The following is a 17960-nucleotide window of genomic DNA, read 5'->3' as shown; positions in this document are numbered from 1 at the left end:
GAAATTAAAACTTTTATCGTCAACTAAAAATTCTATTTTCCTTGAAATTTTAACATTTTATTTCTGCTAATTCTAAAGATGTACTTCAATTTATAAAAAATGAAATATCCAATATACTCAGCGATACCAATTCTCTTTAATTTAAAAACTTCTTTCAAATTTTTCTGAAAACCTTTTTCCATTTCTACCAAATTCGCAGATAGTCCGGAAACGCCAAAGGTTCTTTTCCCAGCACCAGTCAAAACCAGTTCTTCATTTAAAATGTACATTTTATTATGCTCGGAAACTTTTAACCAATAATTCAAATCTTCAGAATATCGCTGGTTCCCATCAAACAAACCACTATTATTTAAAACTTTACGTTTAAAAATAACGGTAGATGGTTGCGTTTCATTTCTGAACATTAATTTACGAAAAGTAATGAGTGCAAGATTATTTTTATCAATTTTGTAAGGATAAAGAATTTCATGATTCGTTCTTCGAGATCCTATAAAATCGACTACTAAATTCCCGTTTTCTAAAACACTAATTTGTCTTTCTGTTTTCTGTGGATACCATTCATCATCTGAATCTAACAAAGCGATATAATCACCTTTAGACACTTCTAAACCAGTATTTCTGGCTTTAGAAACTCCGCCGTTTTCTTGGTTAATTAATAGAATATTAAGTTCGGGATTTTGTTGAATATAAGTTTCAACCACTTCCTTACTTTTATCGGCAGAACCATCATTGACAACCAGAATTTCGAAATCATGTTTCGAAGTTTGATTTTTAACAGAATCTAAGGCATTAACAATAACCTTTTCTGCATTGTACATGGGAATAATTACCGAAATCATTTCTTACTGATATTAAAATTTCTCTTCAAAATGAAAATCAAACTTACGATTAAAAAAGGCATCGACATGTTGAAAAAACTCAAATCAAAAAAAGAATTAGTCATTATGTTTTCATATCCGTACTCCACCAAATACAATAGGTAAGGAATAAATACAGCGATAAATAAAACCAATCCTGAAAACAAAGCAATATTAAAATAAGATTTTACCTTGAAAGCCAAAATTACCGCCATTACGATATATGAAAGACTTAGAAATAAAGGCTGCTTACTTCCTTGAATGGTAAATGGATTATGTTCTAAAATCGTATCCCAGTTCGCAGCATTCCGAAAAAAGAAATATATAAATCCAGAAACCACCAAAATAAAAACAGAGATAAAACGCAATTTTTCTCTGACAGTAAATTTGTAAAATGCTTTAAATAAAATAACAATCAAGGGAATTACGACCGAAAGCCGTGTAAGAAAAATGAGGGCGGTGAGTATTGAAACCCACTCTATTTTGATTTTTTTATGATGGATAAATTGAGCCCAGATTATATAAGAAAAACCGATAACTAGAATGAAATTTGATAAAAGATCACTTTTGGTATAAACTTCCCACAAATAACTCGGTGATAAAACCAATAAAACAAGCGCTGCTAATCGTAATTTATAATGGTCGAAAATTTTAAAAACCAAATAAGAAAATAACAGGAAACTAAAAGATTGCAAAAATCCAACACTTCCGAATAGTAAATAAAATGGCATTCCCAAGACTATTAAAAAAGGTAAGTTGGAGGATTCTCTTCCCATAAAATCCTTAAGATCATAAGGATAATGATTATTAAATAGGGCTTTTATCCCAACTTCCATCGCATCCCAGCGATCGACATTCAAAGAGTTTCCATCTACATAATTGTTCAATCCAACACTAAAAATGAAAAACAAACCAATTAAAATCCAAAAGAGATATTTATAGACTAAATCTTTAAGGTTAATTTTAATGTAAAAAGTCGCTATAACGAAAATAGCGATACTATAAACGGGCAATAAGTAAAATGAAAAATGACCTCCGTATTTCGCCACAAATAAACCATTAATAAAAAGATAGATAAAAAAAACGCCCCATTTTTCGAGGTTATTTTGAAGGGAATCTGGAAGATTCATAAAAAGTTTAATCATAAGTTATCAGTCAATATTATGAGCCTTCACTATAAGGCAAACGATTTTGAATAGATCTTCCTAAAGAAATTTCGTCCGCATATTCTAATTCATCACCAACAGAAATTCCGCGGGCAATGGTTGAAAAACGGACTGTTGAACTTTTGAATTTTTTATAAATATAATAAGCCGTTGTATCACCTTCCATCGTGGCACTTAAAGCGAAAATAAGCTCTTTTACAATTCCAGTTTCTAACTTTTTTTCGATGGAGGAAATGTTCAATTTATTCGGACCGATTCCTTCCATTGGAGAAATTTTACCGCCAAGAACTAAATATTTCCCACGGAATTTTCCAGTATTTTCAATCGCCATAACGTCGCGAACATCTTCTACGACGCAAAGTAATTCTTCCGTTCTTTTTGGATTAGCACAAATATCACAAACTTCAGAATCAGAGAAATTATGACATTCTCTGCAATATTTAATATCTGTAACTAATTTTTTTAAGGAATCTCCCAAAGCAATCGCCTGACTTTCGGGTTGCTTCAAAAGATGCAATGCCAAACGCAACGCAGACTTCTTACCAATTCCCGGTAAACCAGAAATTTCATCTACGGCTTTTGCTAAAACTTTGCTCGGATACTCCATTTCACAAAAATAAAGTTTAATAAGAGAAGTACCAAGTTTCAGAGATTTTATTATCTTTAAAAAAAATAATTAATGGTCCTAAAAAATCTGAACTATCCCCTTGATTTTAAATTCAAAATAACCACCCTTTCCAGTGACTTTAATATCACCGATAAAAATGGAAATTATGTGGCTTATGTTCGTCAGAAAATGTTCAAACTGAAAGAAGATGTTATCGTTTTCAATGATGAATCCAAATCGCAGGAATTGTTTAGAATTAAAGCCGATCGCTGGCTAGATTTCAATGCGAGTTATTCCATTAATGATCTTTTAAATAACAAAAATTACGGCCGACTTGCCCGAAAAGGAATGCGTTCCATTTGGAAATCACATTACGAAATTTTGGATCAAAACGATCAACTGAGATTTCTGGTTAGCGAAGACAATGCCTGGGTGAAAATTATGGACGGAATAGTAAGTGAAATCCCTATCATTGGAATGTTTACCGGATATTTCCTAAATCCATCTTATACCGTAAAAGATTCTTCAGGAACAGAATATTTCAGATTAAAAAAAATGCCGTCTTTAATTGGAAGAAGATTTCAGTTAGACCGTTTAAAAGATATCGATGACCAGGATGAATCATTGGTAGTTTTATCGTTTTTAATGATGGTGTTGCTTGAAAGATCGCGTGGCTAAAACAAAATAAACTTTAAATAATAAAATAGATCGAATGAAAAAATTGATGATTATCGCTTCTTTAATGATGTTGTTTTCGTGTAAGAAAGAAGAGAAAATTTCAGAAACTAAAACAACAACTGACTCTTTAACGGTAGTGAATGACTCTGTAAATGTAGCAGAAAATTTAAATCAAATTAACCTTGAAACATTTGAATTTCCAGCGGAAGTGAATGGATGTTCCTGTTATTTTGCGAAAAACAAAGAAGATTTTGAAAATGAAAAATACGTCTATATCGACGATTACGGAAATAATGCTTTTTTGAAAATTGATGGAAAGCCCGTAAAAATCAAAATGGAAGAAGGTGATCTTGATCCAGAAAACTTTAGTAAAACCATTAAAAATGACGAAATTACAGTTTCTATTCAAGGACAAAAAGTAAAAGGTTTAGAAGAAGTAATGATGTTTGATGGAATAATGAGTGTGGAAAATAAAAACGGCGAGAAAACAACCACGCCGATTTACGGAGAATGCGGCTGTTAAAATAATCTTAAAATTAAAATATTGCGCTTTTGAAAATTTCAGAAGCGTTTTTTATTTGTATTTTTGAGCTAAATAAAATTTTATAATGGAATTATCACAACTCGAACCGCAAATCATCTGGAAGAATTTTTCAGCATTGAACTCGGTTCCCCGTCCCTCAAAAAAAGAAGAAAAAGTAATCGCATTTATTAAAAACTTTGGTGAGAATCTGAATTTAGAAACTACGGTTGATGAAGTTGGAAATGTGATCATCAAAAAACCTGCAACTCCAGGAATGGAAAACAGGAAAGCAATTGTGTTACAATCCCACCTGGATATGGTTTGTCAGAAAAACAATGATATCGAATTCGATTTTGACACAGAAGGAATTAAGATGGAAGTTGACGGCGATTGGGTAAAAGCAAAAGGAACTACTTTAGGCGCAGATAACGGTTTGGGAGTTGCTTCTATTATGAGTATTTTAGAAAGTAGCGACATTGCTCATCCAGCTTTGGAAGCGCTTTTCACTATTGATGAAGAAACAGGAATGACCGGAGCAATCGGTTTAAAACCTGGTCAATTACAAGGTCAAATTTTATTGAATTTAGATACCGAAGAAGATGACGAAATCGATATCGGTTGCGCTGGAGGAGTTGACGTTACTGCTACACAAACTTATGGTTTGGAAGATGCTAAAGGTCAAATCGTAAAAATCACCGTAAAAGGTTTACAAGGTGGACATTCAGGAATGGATATTCACAAAGGTTTTGGGAACGCTAACGTTATTTTGGGTAGACTTTTATATACAGGAGTTTCGAACGAAAATATTCAGTTAATTTCTATGGACAGCGGCGGTTTGCGTAATGCAATTCCGAGAGAAGGAAACGTGGTTTTATCAGTTAGAAATTCCGTAGAATTTATGGAAGGTGCTGAAAGTTTAAAAGCATCCATTATGGAGGAATTTGCTTCAGTTGAGAAAGATCTACACATTAATATCGAAACGTATTCTACTCCAGAAAAAGCAATTTCTGTAGAAGATTCAAAGAAAATAATTTTCGCCTTAAAATCAGCGCACAACGGAGTTTACAGAATGTCTCCTGATGTAAAAGATTTGGTAGAAACATCGAATAACATCGCCAGAGTAGAATTGAAAAATGGAGCATTACAAATTTTAAATCTCTCCCGTTCATCCGTTGAATCTGGTAAATATGCCGTTGCTGAACAATTGAAGTCAGTTTATGAATTAGCCGGAATGAAAGTAGAATTTAATGGATCTTACCCAGGTTGGAAACCAAAACCAGGTTCTGAAATCGTTCAGATCATGGAGAAAATGTATGAAAAAGATTTCGGTGAAAAACCACAAGTTGTCGCTTGTCACGCTGGTTTAGAATGTGGAATTATAGGTGCCAATTATCCTGAAATGGAAATGGTAAGTTTCGGACCAACCATCCGTGGCGCTCACTCGCCGGATGAAAGAGCAAATATTGCATCTGTTCAGAAATTCTGGGGATTCTTAAAAGAAATTTTAGCGAATATTCCAGCGAAGTAATATTTATTTAAAAAACTAAAATATCCAAAAAGCAAAATTGTTTTTTGGATATTTTTTTTAATATTAACTATAAAGAATAACTAAGACACCTTCTATCTGTCTTTTAAAAATCGGCAAAAGGGCGTAAGAAACATAAAGATAACCAAGAGATTTGTTTTTACAAGCTGATTTAAAGTCGCTGTCATTTCCATTATATTTATTCTTCTTAATACTATTACAACATCTACCATTTTAAATGAAAAAGATCTAAAATGAAAAATTCAAAATAAATGATTTAGTTTTTTGACAATTTAAAAATTGGTGATTTAAAATATCCTGCATTCATTTAAATTAATTTTATTAAATAATCTAATTATCATTAAAACACTTAAATAACTATAGATTATTTAAAATTTACACAACAATTGTTAAAATATATCAAATAATTATCTTATTTTTGGAATTAACAATTAAAAAAAACAAAACTATGAAATGGTATTTAAAAGTACTAAGACAGTACGCTGATTTTAGCGGAAGGGCAAGAAGAACAGAATTTTGGATGTATGCCTTATTTAATATGATTTTTGCAATTACAGCAGCAGTTTTAGATAACATTTTAGGATTGAAATTCAATGAGCAAATACCATATGGTTTTATTTACTTACTCTACGGTTTGGCAACTTTCATTCCTGGGTTAGCTTTGGCTGTTAGAAGATTGCACGATGTTGGCAAAAGTGGATGGTTCTATTTCATTGCATTTATTCCGATAATTGGAGCAATCTGGCTGCTTATCTTATTTGTAACAGAAGGAACTCCAGGAAGTAACCTGTACGGAGTAAATCCAAAAGAAAATTTCAACGAAATCAATGAAATTGGCGTTAATCAAATTTAATGATATCAATAAATCCTGAAGTATTTTTCGGGATTTTTTAATATATCGAATTTCAATTTCAACAATCATTTATAACTTCCAAATCAGCGACTTTTTTCAAAGGTTGTTTCTTATCATTTGGATCTGAAAGGAAAAAGAAAAGACGTTGGGTTTCATAAAAACTTGACAAGTCCAAAATCATATCTGGTAAATCATCACCATTTAAATCGCCTAACCAAATTATTTTTGGAGTGGAAAATTCAATTTTGTTGATTGTGGCGAGGTTAAAAGTTTCATTACCCACGGAAAAACTCAGCGTATAATCGGTGATTTGTGAATCCGCCAATTCCTGTTGTGTTTGCTCTCTGACCAAATTTGCCGGCAGAATATGTCCCTCATCATCAACTACACTTCCCATGGGTGAAAGAAGATATTCCTGGCCTTTAAATTTAAACGAAATGTTATGTTCTGGGAAAAGTGGTTTATCCTCCAAAATAGTTTCAGGATTTAAATTTAAACCGTCAAATCCAGTGAAAAAGAGAACTACATCTTCATGTTTTGACTTTATAATCATGACATCTTCTCCCACACATTCATCGCGTCCGTAAGATATTTTCAAGTCGGCTTTACCGATGAGCCATTTTCCAGTTTTCTCCTCTTTGTAAAGTTCAAACCAGTTTTTATCTTTTACATTTTGTGGATAACCTGTACTTTTCTTCCGATATTGGGTTGGAAGAAGAATGGAAACCTCCTTCGGAAAATTTGCAGTAATTATAGGTGCTGGCTTTTCTGATGTGCTACTTTCTTCTGCAGTTATAGCCTGTTGCTTCATTTCTGGCTTATTCCCTTTATCACAACTGATGGCTGTGTTTGCAAGCATTATAAAAAATGATACGGTAAGTAATTTGATTTTCATGGTTCGTATTTTTAATTTTTAAAAAATCTCTGAGTTCTTTTGTTGCGAAAGTTTCAATTATAATTTAAAACTGCTCTCCATAATAGAATTTAATATTTTGGAAAATGCTTCATATTTTGAAATAAAACAGGTCCGAAATCCTTCTGTGTAAGATGATTTACCAGCGCTGCAGGTTTAGGATTGAAGCCGGAAAAATGCTCCACATCAAAACGATAAAGCGTCCAGTTATTTTTGTCATATTTAAAGGTTACATAACGTTGATCGAAATTTTGATCATTAACTGCAATCCTTTGTTCTAAAGTAAAGAAGCCGTTTTTAATCACTATTTTAAAATTATTTACGTTAAAGTTTTCGTCGGGAACAATCAGTTTATCATTGGTAACTTCGGTTTTATAACTGCCGTTTGATTGTTGCAATAAAAGCTGAATTTTACATTCATTTTCATTATAAAGTAAAAGAATGAGATCGTTTTTATGAGCATCTAAATTTAAATCTCCATTTGCATAAGCGCCCAATCGCCATCCTACCGGGATATATTTCGAATAGGTAGAAGAAGCTTTAAAAACCTGATCTTCATTGGTCTGATTTGGTATTTGGATTTTTGCTTTCTTCAAAATTAAATTTTCACTTGCCTCAGAAAAGTTGATTTTACCTGTTTGCTCTGCTGTAATTTTCGCTCTTTCGAAAAGGTTTTCTACTCCAAAATTTCTTGTAATCGTTGTATATTCTTTGAACCAATAATTACCATCTTTATCTTTTTGAAAAGAAATCGAAATATCAGATTGACTGCTATTACTGCCTAAAGTGTAATCTACAGAAATTATTTCACCATCTAAAGAAGGATAATTCCCACTGGAAGCGCCCAGAATATCTTTGCTCATCAGCAGTAATTTATTCTCTGTGATTTTAGTTAGTTTCCCTTTAGAATTTCGAAGAATTAGGAGTGTTTCATTTTCATCCTGTTCCTTTGAAACGAGCTCTAATAAAATATCTCCGGAATTGTTTTTAATTCCCGGTCCGGAAGCATCTTTGAGTTCAAGTCCTTGTATGAAAGGTTTATACTGAATTGTTTTAATTTGAGCACGAATCGTAATTATAGAAAAAGTGAAGATCATCAATAGTAGATATTTTGTTTTCATGACTTTAATTTTTAAAATTTAATATCTTCAATCCTCGTTTCAATTTCAGGATCCAAAACTACCGTAAACTTTTTTTTGTGGATGATTCAAAATGTATATTTCTTTACTAATACACCAACGAATTAAATAGCGAGATTGAATTGATGACTTTGCTTATTTATTATTTCCACCAAATTCGCTGTTCTTCTTTTAATGCTTCCGAATCTTGCTTTTCAAGTTGATACGCTTTTCGATAATTTTCCCAGCCTAATTTATTCTGAGGATCTTTTACTTTTACATAAAACATTCCGTCATCGCCCATTAATCCAACTGGAGCGTGCAAGAAACTGTCGCCCCATTCTACCGGTTTTTTTTCTCCGGTTTTATTATTTGTGAATGTTCCTTTAAATAGAAAATTTTTAAAACCATCTCCGACATTGGATTGGTCATCTTCCACCAATTGACCTTTTGGATTCATACCACAATAAAAATTTAAATTGCCTTTATAATCACCGTTCGCATTTTTCCCTATTTCTTTCAGTTTACAATTAAAAGTCCCTGTTTTCAAATGATAAGTCTGTCCTTTTTCATTCTTGTACAAATGTTCATCCTGTTCGTTGTGAAAACTTATTAAGGTTAATGTTCCAGAAAAATCAGTAACCTTTCCATCAAACAAAGTTTTGCCTTTCACTTCGTAAATCGCTGGATCTTTTGGAGATTGCAGAACATTTGTAAAAACAATTTTCAGTCTTTTGCCCTCCTTTCCTTTATATCCTAAAAGAATATTACCATCTTGGTAATAATTAATAATGGGAGATAAATCCGTAGTCGAAGCCAACTTTTTCTGCGCAAAGACAAGACAGCAAAAGAGTCCTAGAAATACCGTTAGCGTATTTTTCATCGGTTTTTGTTTTTAAATTATTTTAATAATATCAACAAAATTTAACACTGAACTAAATAGGTGATTTTAGTTAATTTTCCGGATCGGTTAAAATGTAACATCCAACTATCATCACTTTCTGCTCCAGTCGCAATTGTGAAAGTTTCTTCATTATTTTCATCAAAATCACCAGTAGAACTAAAAGTATCTGGAAACAGTTTTCGCAAATCTGAGATCTTGGTATTTTCGTCAATAGTACCGTTTCCTGATTGAAATTTAATTCCACTTCCCAACATATTAATTGAAATTAAAGAAGCTTTATTTTTACTGCTGAGTTCAAAAATCAAATCCTTGTAAACCAATTCCCGATAATGAAGTTCATCGTAAACAGTTCCACATTCTTTCATTTCATCATATTTTACCACTTTGGCTTTACCTAATAATTTCTCATAATTATTAAGTGTAGAAGAAATTGGGACCACAATATGATCTGCGGTAAATATCTCATCACAAAAAAGATATTCCCGATTTCCTGCATCTTCTTCCTGATGTAACCCTGTGAATATATTAATGATAACACCATTTTTAAGAATGAAATTCACAGGTATTTCTTTTAGACTTCCCTCTTTATTTCCTACCCAATTTCCTAAAATATTTCCATTTTCAATTTTGGTTAATTTCAGGATTCTATCACTAAAATCTCCGCCTGCATTTACTAAACTTTGATATTTCCATTCTTTATTAATGTTTAAAAATGCCGCATAATAGGTGCTCCAGTTATTGCCACCATCCCGTCCTTCTACCGAAAAAAAAAGTAAAGCATCTTGAACTCCATCACCATTCAAATCGCCGGAAATGATTTTCATCAAATCATCATTCCAGGTAAAGTGTTTCTCGCCATTTAAGCCCAACTCTTTTAGAAAAGACAAATTGGTTTCTAATTTAGAAAATGCCTTTATCAAAGCAACGCTATCAGATTTTTGGGAGTTTTTCGAAACTTCCATTGTTGCTATTTTTGTTGAATCTGTAGTTGATTCAATCGAATTCGTTTTACTTTTTCCGCAAGAACTTATGGCATAAAACGCCCACAAAAGCATCGTATATTTTAAAACAGATTGTAGATTAATAGTCATCATTTTTTATTTTTTAATTAAACAAAATGAATTTGAACACCATTAACTTTTAAAAACATTTTCAGCTGCAGCTTCGCCGGTTTCAATTGCACCTTCCATGAAGCCTTGCCAATCGGCGAGATGTTCACCGGCAAAATGCGTATTCATAAAAGGTTGAGCTAATATCGGACGAAGCTTAAACCACTGGTCGATTCCATAAACAGCATAAGCGCCCCGAGAATATTCATCGTTCCCCCAGTAATAACCGACCTGATCTTTAAGCAGAGGTTTGATGTTTCCAAAATGCGGTTCCAGACAACGGAAAACATCCTGTGCTTGAAATTCATTGGTTTGATTGGCATTCATCATTGCTTTGTCACCAATTGAATACGCAATTAAAACCCCTTCTTTCGATGGTTGATTTTTGGTTGCATGGTAAAAATAGAGTGGCGATTGATCGGTTATTAAATCGAAACTTTCGTCTCCCCAAAATCGTTCTGTAAAATGCAAGGCGTGTTTTTGAATTCTTGCGTATTGCAATTGCCGAACTGCATCTGCATAATCAGTGGGCAATGCAGGCAACCAGTTGATTCGGCTCAAAGCAAAAGTTGGCGCGGTGCAAATCACTTTATTACATTCAATCACAGTTCCGTTGCTGCAACGAACTTTCACTTTTTTACCTGTTTGATCGATTTGAGCAACGTGATGTTTTAAGCGGATATTTTCAGTGCCGATTCGTTTAGCAAACGCCTTAGCTAACTGTGCATTTCCACCTTTCATTTTTAAATCCATTTCGTTTTTCGGGCTGCTTTCCGCATATTCTGCAAGTGCGGCGAATGCTGAAACATGACGAATACTTTCGCCAAAATCAGTACTGTCTAATAATTCCCGAATATCTAAATCTCTGTCTGAACAGCCGTTATCTACCAAATACCGCCACCAATCATATTGATCGAGTTTTAGCTTTTCAGCTTCAGACATGTCTGGGTATTTTTTCAATAAACCTTCAAATTTATTACGCCATTCATCGCTATAATCCCATTTACCGGCCGGAGAATATTGATTTTTGTAGATGAGATGCGTGTCGAATTGGTTGTTCTGAAGTGGTATATTAAATTCTCCACACAATTCCTGGATTCGGGTGTGCGAATTCCCAACCCATTCTCCACCGAGTTCGATGACGAGATCATTGCTCATTGGATGCGAGAATACTCTGCCCCCAATTCGGTTTCGACTTTCTAAAACGACAAAAGAAATTCCTTTCTGTTTCAGTTGATAAGCCGCCGCCAAACCGGAAAAGCCGCCGCCAATAATTACGACTTTTACTTTTGCCGAATTCTCCGCAAATGACCAAAGGAATGATGGCATCAATAGCGCACCTGCCGCGAGGGAAGTTTGTTGAATAAATGTTTTTCTGTTCATGGTTAAAAGTTTTTATGGTTTAGTTTTTACTTGCAGTCGAACATCTTATTTATAAATTTTTCTCTATAATTTTATATTTTTATTGGTTTGATTAAAAAAGATTACTATTTGGTCTTTACAAATTTTGAACTTGTTGTGGACTTTTACATTACAACGGTCAAATCCCGTTTATTCTAAAGTGAACATTGATGTCCCATTGAGGGTTTTACTCTAAAAAAAATAATCCCCCGATGGTTATATAAAGTGTAGAATTAAATTCTAATTCCTTCTCTTTGAATGCGAAATGATTTAACAGTCAATAACTTAAACAATCAAAACATTGAAGTTAGTATTATTTTTTAAATTGTTTTGAAAGTTATTATTAATAAAAAAATTACGCTGTTTTTGATTGTTCAGTGCAGGTCACAACAAAACCCTACCAATTATTTCGGTAGGGTTTCATATAAACAGTTTTACCAGTTTCTACGTTCTAGAATGCGATTTTTGCAATCAGGGAAAAAATCTGCGTGAAAGAAGAGTTAAAATAGGTAATAAAAAATTCAGAATTGAATAAAACGAAGAATAAGAATTACACTTTAAACGAAATCTATTTTTGATTCAAGCACAAACTATTTGATGAAAAGAACCTTGTATACAAATTCCTTACATAATTAATCGAACTCCGCCCAGATCGGCCACGCGATAACTGAAGCGATCACTTGGTGACGCAATAAACATAAAGTTTTTCGGAATATTCCACTTTGTAGAAAGTTCATCAATTAACTGTGGTGTAAACTCCCCTAAAATTTCAATAAATTCAATATCAATATCCGGATATGCACGATCTAAAACTTCGATATCTACTTTCAGTTTTTCATTGTCGTCGCCAGGTTGCATTACGTTTACAATTTTTAATTTTTTAGTGGTCTCATTTTCCTCAACGTATTGCATTACTTTATTCAAAATCGCAACATTATCTCTTTTGGTAAAAAAGACAAATTCCTGCGAATGAACTTTAAAATACATTTGTTGTAATTTCCTGTTAGAAAGAATAGAAAGCTTCCTTAAAGGTCTGAATAAAGCATTTACAGCCACGAGCAAGGCAGAAATAATAATTGACCTATTCAGCATCACTGCGACCACCAAAATAGCCGGAATTAAATAAAATATAAAAGTCCTAAAAGAACCCGGATTCAGTAAAAAGTTTCCCCAAAAAGCCAGAATAATAAAAGCAATCGCCACCAAAACACTTAACACAGGCGCATATTCGGGGCGCGGCAGTTGGCTTCTTTTTATTTTAAGCAATAGATTACCAATACCAAAAAGTACCATTACCGATAGAAAAGAAAACGTATAAACGCCTGCAAGAGAAGTTAAAACGCCATTCGTTGCCAATAATACGGAGACACATAATAATAGAAAAGCAACTGCAATTCTGTAATGCGCACCTCTTTTATTTTGTTTCAGAAAAAAGTTGGGTAAAATACGATCCAAAGTCATCCTGTTTACAAGTCCGGAAACTCCTACAAAAGATGTTAAAACTGCACCACAAAGTACCAAAACAGCATCAGCAGAAATTAAATAAGCGAGCCACTTGCCGCCCGTAATTTCACCAACATACGCCAAAAGCGATTCTTCATGCGCGCCCACAGAAGCCAGTGGTAAAACGAAAATAATGATTAATGCAATCAGTGGATTAAAAAAACTTACGGCAAGCCACATATTCCGTAAGGTTTTGGGAAAAACTCCCGGTTCCTGTTCTTCCACGAAATTGGCAGAACTTTCGAAGCCGGAAATTCCTAACATTGCCGCGGAAAATCCCAGAAATAGCGCCATCAAAATACCGCCAGATTTTACCGGAACTGCCCAGTTAAGATGCAAAGTTGTCATTCCGTTATTGGCTATAAACCAAATTCCGGCGATAACCAAAAGCGTTAGAGAAACCAAATGAATCAGAAAAATTACCACTGCAACAATCGATGATTCACCGATTCCTGAAATAGTTAGTAGGGTAAAAATGAGGAGCACTACAATTGTGGCAATCATCACATTCAGGCTTGGAATCAATTGATGGAGGTAATGCATTGCTTCAGAACCGGACAAAACTGCGGTTGCCATATAAGACAAAACAGTAAGCGTAGCCGCAAGAGAAGCAACTCTCTTCGACGAGGTATTGAGCAAAACGTTGTAAGCTCCTCCATTCAACGGAAGCGCTCCTACTACTTCGCCATAAATTTTACGGAAAAGAAATAAAACCATCGCCACAACTAGCAGGGAAATCCAGGCATATTGACCGGCATACATAATGGTAAGCGCTGATACATAAAGACATGAAGACGTAATATCATTCCCCGAAATCGCAGTTGACTGCAATTCATTGAGTTTTTTATGGACGGACTTTGCCATTTCTCAAGTTTTTCAATTTGCTTTGCTCCATTAAAATCTGATCATTATCCAAAACATTAATTCCACCGAATTTTCGGTCGACTAAGGATTTTATACCTGTATGAAATTTAATCGATTTTATGTTTTTTGCAGTTGGTTTCGTTATTTTCATCTTCTTTTATTTTAATGGTTTTAAAAAGTATTGTTCTCTATTCGAAACTTTTTTCTAAAATTATTAGGACTATTCTGAGTATTTTTTTTAAAGTATTTTCCAAAGTGAGACTTATCTGAAAAACCGAGTTCAAATGAAATTTCTGTAACTGACAAATCAGTATTCAACAACAATCGTTCCGCCTCCAGAATCACGCGATTTTGAATATAGTTTTCTGCCGAGATATCTAACTTTTCTTTAATTAAAGCATTTAAGTAGTTGGCTGAAATCGTCAACTTTTGGGAATAATCAGAGGTTCTTTTCAGTTCTTTAAAATGAACTTCTACCAGATGTTTAAAATCTTCGATATAAGAATTTTTGCGGTTTGTTTTAAAATCACTGTAATTCGGATTGTCAGTTTTTCGAATATATTTAAGCATCGATGCTTTTAGTAATAAACAAATAATTTCTTTGCTTAAAAGAGCAGGCGTGGCAAACTCTCTTTTCATATCTGAAACTCCTGTTTTAAAATTAGCGAGATCATTTTTAGAAAAATCCATAAAAGATGGCAAATCTGAAAAAGCCGTATCGTTCTTTATTTTCCGGTTTCCGGTATAAATTAAATTATAAAATGATCGGGTAAAAAGTACCGCTTCTCCCTTAAAATCTTCCACATCTGCGAACCGAAAAACCTGGTTATAATTCACGAAAAAGACTCTGCCTTTTTGGAGTTCATGAACTTCGTGATCGATCATTAAATTCCCCGAACCGCTTTCTACGATTAATAAAGTATAGAATTTTGTTTTGAAAGAATTCTGAGCGTTAAATACGGCAATTAAATCTGAAGGAGTTAAAAACACAAACTCACCGTCAAAAGAGAAAGGGCGTTTTAAAGAATTAATCGTCACTAAATTGATCAATGAATCGGCCATAAAAAAAGTCTGTTTTATTATTTAAATAAAGATAAAACAAACCTTTTAAACAGATTGGAATTAATAAGAAAGTTTTTCCAATTTTAATTATTGTCGTTGCATTATACTGTTAATCATTTATTTACACAGGGTGAAATTAATTTAAGCAAAGATATTCGTTCGCTGTATTTAGTAAAGGTATCATTTCACCATCCACTTTTTTGTCGACATAATCAGAATTCATCGCTCGAAGAACGGCCATATAATTCATGCTGAAATCAATTGTATCACCAACTTCCAGGTTTTCAGAATTTTCTCCTAAGTCCAAAATTAGCATATCAGAACTGGCTCCAATAATTTCAATTCCGGGAATCATTGCTGAAATATCTTTGTGATCAATATCCAATAATCCAACATCTACGATGGCTCGAAGTGATGATTTCCCTCTTTCTTGTTCAGAAAAAGTAGGTGTTTCTCCCGTAAGATTGGTACCTGCTGTTCCCGACGGAATATTAGGTTTTTGCTGCATTTCGATAATCTCTGCAGTAAGCGTGAAAACGTCCTGATACATTCCTGTAATTAAGGAATCTTCGTAAACATTAGTTCCAAAAAACAAGGTTTCGCCAACTCGGAAATGGTTGATTCCAAACGGAATTTCATTTTTAAAAATTAAAGGAATCGTTACCGAAGAACCGCCAGAAATATAGGGAATCTTCTCGCCAGAATTCTCCTCGATAATTTCTTTAAAACGATTGAGTTTATAAAGTTTCTTTTCATCGGGTAAAATTCCGTTTAAACAATTTAAATTCGTTCCTAATCCGACCACTTCAATATTCGGTAAAGCGAGAACCTCATCATAAAATTGCATTAAATTAAGCGCCATAATTCCTTCGCGCAACTCGCCCATTTCGACCATGAGCACTACTCTATGGATTTTATTTTGTTTCACCGCTTCTTCAGAAAGAGCTTCCAAAGTTGCGATTTCGGTATTGAAACTAACGTCAGCAAATTCAACAATACTTTTAGCCAAACGCTTTGCTGGCGGTTTTATATAAATGGTTTGCGTTTCTGGAGACAATTTTTTGATGGTTTTCAAATTGCTCAATCTCGAATCACAAATTTCTTTGTCAGATAAGTTTAGCAAAATCTGTAAGAATTTCTCATTGCCACATAACAGTTTGGCAACGATGGCCCATTCAATTTTATTTTGGGCAAAAACCTGATTAAGAACTTTATAGTTATGACGGAGTTTTGTAGAATGTAAAGTAATAAAAGACATGTTATTTTTTTAATCTCATCTCGAAATATTTGCTGGTAAAGCCCAGTTTTTCATATAAATATTTGGCAGGATTATCAGGCTCACAATGTAACGCCATATCGCCATCCGACAGATTAATTGCGGTTTGCATCAATTGTTTTCCGACTCCTTTTCCACGCATATTTTTATCGGTCGCAATGTAGACCAAGATATTTTCAGGAATATATCCGTTCATTCCGGTTTTATTAATGATGACCGCGCCCACTATTTTCTGAGTTTCAGAATCGATGGCGGTGATGACCATTCCACCAGGTTTATGGTTTTCACCAAAAGCGTAATCGATACATTTTTCGATATCTTTCTTCGGATCACCATACTGGTCAAGACTTTCAAACAAGAAATTAATGACTTCTTCTTTGATTTCTTGGTTCGCTACATTTTGTTCTGAATAGGTATTTATTTTTATCATTTCTAAATTTTATCCCAGAGCAGGAATGGTTAAATCATAACCGGAAACTGCTTCTGTTTTATTTTTGATTTTCTTTAATTTTGACTTTACGATGAACAAAGGAATAGTAGTTCCATTAATCATTTTTTTGAAGAAATTATCAGCCATAAACGATTTCCACGAATGCTCATCCTCGTCGGCCAACAGAATAATATCACATTTTTTATCTTTTGCAACTTGGGCGATAATTTCTGCGTTGTCATGAGACAGAAGAAATTCTGACTCATAATCTGTTGACTTTAGCATTAGGTTTTTCTTCATTTCGATATAAGATTTTCTTACCTCAATCATTCGGTCAGGATCTCCAACTCCCAAAAGGTTAATATTACCATCGTTTTTATTCGCCAATAAAATAGAAAGATCTGCCTTCTGATCAAGTTCATCTTTCACACGAATTGGGAAAAGAATTTTCTTAAAAGACGTTTTTTTAAATTTTTCCGGAATCAAAAGCACCGAACAATTGGCGTGTAATAGAACATTATAAGAATTAGAACCTAAGATCAACTGCTTCATCTTTTGTTGTCCCGAAGTTCCCATCACGACTAAATCGATCTGATCAGATTCCACAGAATCATTAATACTGTCAATAATATTCTGACTGCACAATCTGGTTTCAACCTCGATATTAAATTTCTCAAGAAGAGAAATTCTCAACTTATCTAATTTTTCAGTGGCGCGATTTGTATTTTCCTGAACTGTTTCTGAACCAATCACTTGTTTCCCGCTGCGACTGATCATATAATAGATATGAACCGTATGAGAAATGATTAATTTTGCCTGATGACGTTGTGCCATTTTCGCTGCAACCTTCAGAGCATTCTTTGATTTCTCGGTAAAATCAATCGGTATTAATATGGTTTTTATTTCGGTTTTCATCTGCATTTATTTAATATTCTTAACATTTCTAGATGCAAAATTACAATGCCTGAGCTGAAAAGCATGTCAAGAAAAACCTCATCCGTGGTATGAATTACTTATTTCAAATAAATATTATAAGACATTATTTAAGAACAAATTTTATGATGAGCAATGAGATCTTGTTTAATTTCCCAAAAAATAATTTTTAAACACATGAGTCACATTAGTTTTAGAAAAAAATTATTCCTAAAAG

The 17960-nt window shown here is 33.5% G+C and carries 18 protein-coding genes; 4 read left to right on the top strand and 14 right to left on the bottom strand.

Annotation, left to right across the window (positions count from 1 at the left end; translation table 11 throughout):
* Window positions 1-32 precede the first annotated feature (32 nt).
* The 3 genes from Q73A0000_RS02100 to recR are packed head-to-tail and all read right to left on the bottom strand — an operon-like array spanning window position 33 to window position 2630.
* Window positions 33-839, bottom strand: coding sequence for a glycosyltransferase family 2 protein (locus Q73A0000_RS02100; protein ID WP_193812444.1), 807 nt, complete (start codon window positions 837-839; stop codon window positions 33-35).
* The gene (locus tag Q73A0000_RS02095; RefSeq protein ID WP_193812443.1) at window positions 836-2002 is read right to left on the bottom strand and encodes a hypothetical protein; all 1167 of its coding nucleotides are present in this window, start codon (window positions 2000-2002) and stop codon (window positions 836-838) included. Before Q73A0000_RS02095 ends, Q73A0000_RS02100 begins: the two co-directional genes overlap by 4 nt.
* Window positions 2003-2018: 16 nt before the next feature.
* Entirely contained in the window at window positions 2019-2630 is a 612-nt protein-coding gene (gene recR, locus Q73A0000_RS02090; RefSeq protein WP_193812442.1) for a recombination mediator RecR, read from the bottom strand.
* A gap of 72 nt (window positions 2631-2702) precedes the next feature.
* Here recR and Q73A0000_RS02085 point away from each other — a divergent pair, with 72 nt between their 5' ends.
* From Q73A0000_RS02085 to Q73A0000_RS02070, 4 genes are all read left to right on the top strand, one after another.
* Entirely contained in the window at window positions 2703-3308 is a 606-nt protein-coding gene (locus Q73A0000_RS02085) for a hypothetical protein (RefSeq protein WP_193812441.1), read from the top strand.
* Between the two features lie 34 nt (window positions 3309-3342).
* Window positions 3343-3831, top strand: a complete 489-nt coding sequence (locus tag Q73A0000_RS02080; protein ID WP_193812440.1) for a hypothetical protein — start codon at window positions 3343-3345, stop codon at window positions 3829-3831.
* An 85-nt stretch (window positions 3832-3916) separates the two neighbouring features.
* Entirely contained in the window at window positions 3917-5359 is a 1443-nt protein-coding gene (locus Q73A0000_RS02075; RefSeq protein ID WP_193812439.1) for an aminoacyl-histidine dipeptidase, read from the top strand.
* Window positions 5360-5825: 466 nt separating this feature from the next.
* On the top strand, window positions 5826-6230 hold the full coding sequence (locus Q73A0000_RS02070) for a DUF805 domain-containing protein (protein WP_193812438.1): 405 nt from the start codon (window positions 5826-5828) through the stop codon (window positions 6228-6230).
* 58 nt (window positions 6231-6288) lie between these two features.
* Here the strand turns inward: Q73A0000_RS02070 and Q73A0000_RS02065 are convergent, their stop codons facing one another.
* The 11 genes from Q73A0000_RS02065 to Q73A0000_RS02015 form a co-directional block, all read right to left on the bottom strand.
* Window positions 6289-7125 carry a hypothetical protein gene (locus tag Q73A0000_RS02065; protein ID WP_193812437.1) on the bottom strand — a complete coding sequence of 279 codons (837 nt, stop codon included), beginning with the start codon at window positions 7123-7125 and terminating at the stop codon, window positions 6289-6291.
* Between the two features lie 89 nt (window positions 7126-7214).
* Entirely contained in the window at window positions 7215-8264 is a 1050-nt protein-coding gene (locus Q73A0000_RS02060) for a hypothetical protein (protein WP_193812436.1), read from the bottom strand.
* A gap of 160 nt (window positions 8265-8424) precedes the next feature.
* Window positions 8425-9144, bottom strand: a complete 720-nt coding sequence (locus tag Q73A0000_RS02055) for a hypothetical protein (RefSeq protein WP_193812435.1) — start codon at window positions 9142-9144, stop codon at window positions 8425-8427.
* 41 nt (window positions 9145-9185) lie between these two features.
* Complete coding sequence (locus Q73A0000_RS02050) at window positions 9186-10259, bottom strand: hypothetical protein (protein ID WP_193812434.1); 1074 nt, start codon at window positions 10257-10259, stop codon at window positions 9186-9188.
* A 39-nt stretch (window positions 10260-10298) separates the two neighbouring features.
* The gene (locus Q73A0000_RS02045) at window positions 10299-11657 is read right to left on the bottom strand and encodes a flavin monoamine oxidase family protein (RefSeq protein WP_193812433.1); all 1359 of its coding nucleotides are present in this window, start codon (window positions 11655-11657) and stop codon (window positions 10299-10301) included.
* A 642-nt stretch (window positions 11658-12299) separates the two neighbouring features.
* Complete coding sequence (locus tag Q73A0000_RS02040) at window positions 12300-14042, bottom strand: APC family permease (protein ID WP_193812432.1); 1743 nt, start codon at window positions 14040-14042, stop codon at window positions 12300-12302.
* Window positions 14023-14193: a hypothetical protein gene (locus tag Q73A0000_RS02035; protein WP_193812431.1), complete on the bottom strand. Its 171-nt coding sequence runs from the start codon at window positions 14191-14193 to the stop codon at window positions 14023-14025. Before Q73A0000_RS02035 ends, Q73A0000_RS02040 begins: the two co-directional genes overlap by 20 nt.
* 20 nt (window positions 14194-14213) lie before the next feature.
* The gene (locus tag Q73A0000_RS02030) at window positions 14214-15104 is read right to left on the bottom strand and encodes an AraC family transcriptional regulator (RefSeq protein ID WP_193812430.1); all 891 of its coding nucleotides are present in this window, start codon (window positions 15102-15104) and stop codon (window positions 14214-14216) included.
* 136 nt (window positions 15105-15240) lie between these two features.
* Entirely contained in the window at window positions 15241-16362 is a 1122-nt protein-coding gene (locus tag Q73A0000_RS02025) for an alanine racemase (protein ID WP_193812429.1), read from the bottom strand.
* 1 nt (window position 16363) lies between these two features.
* Window positions 16364-16810: a GNAT family N-acetyltransferase gene (locus tag Q73A0000_RS02020; RefSeq protein ID WP_193812428.1), complete on the bottom strand. Its 447-nt coding sequence runs from the start codon at window positions 16808-16810 to the stop codon at window positions 16364-16366.
* A gap of 9 nt (window positions 16811-16819) precedes the next feature.
* Entirely contained in the window at window positions 16820-17725 is a 906-nt protein-coding gene (locus tag Q73A0000_RS02015) for a universal stress protein (protein WP_193812427.1), read from the bottom strand.
* Window positions 17726-17960: the final 235 nt, after the last annotated feature.

Origin of the sequence: Kaistella flava (ex Peng et al. 2021), from assembly GCF_015191005.1 — a bacterium.
In the GTDB taxonomy this organism is placed as follows: Bacteria; Bacteroidota; Bacteroidia; order Flavobacteriales; family Weeksellaceae; genus Kaistella; species Kaistella flava.
The sequence above is the reverse complement of the archived record's forward strand: the minus strand, read 5'-3'. Positions and strand labels throughout refer to the sequence as shown.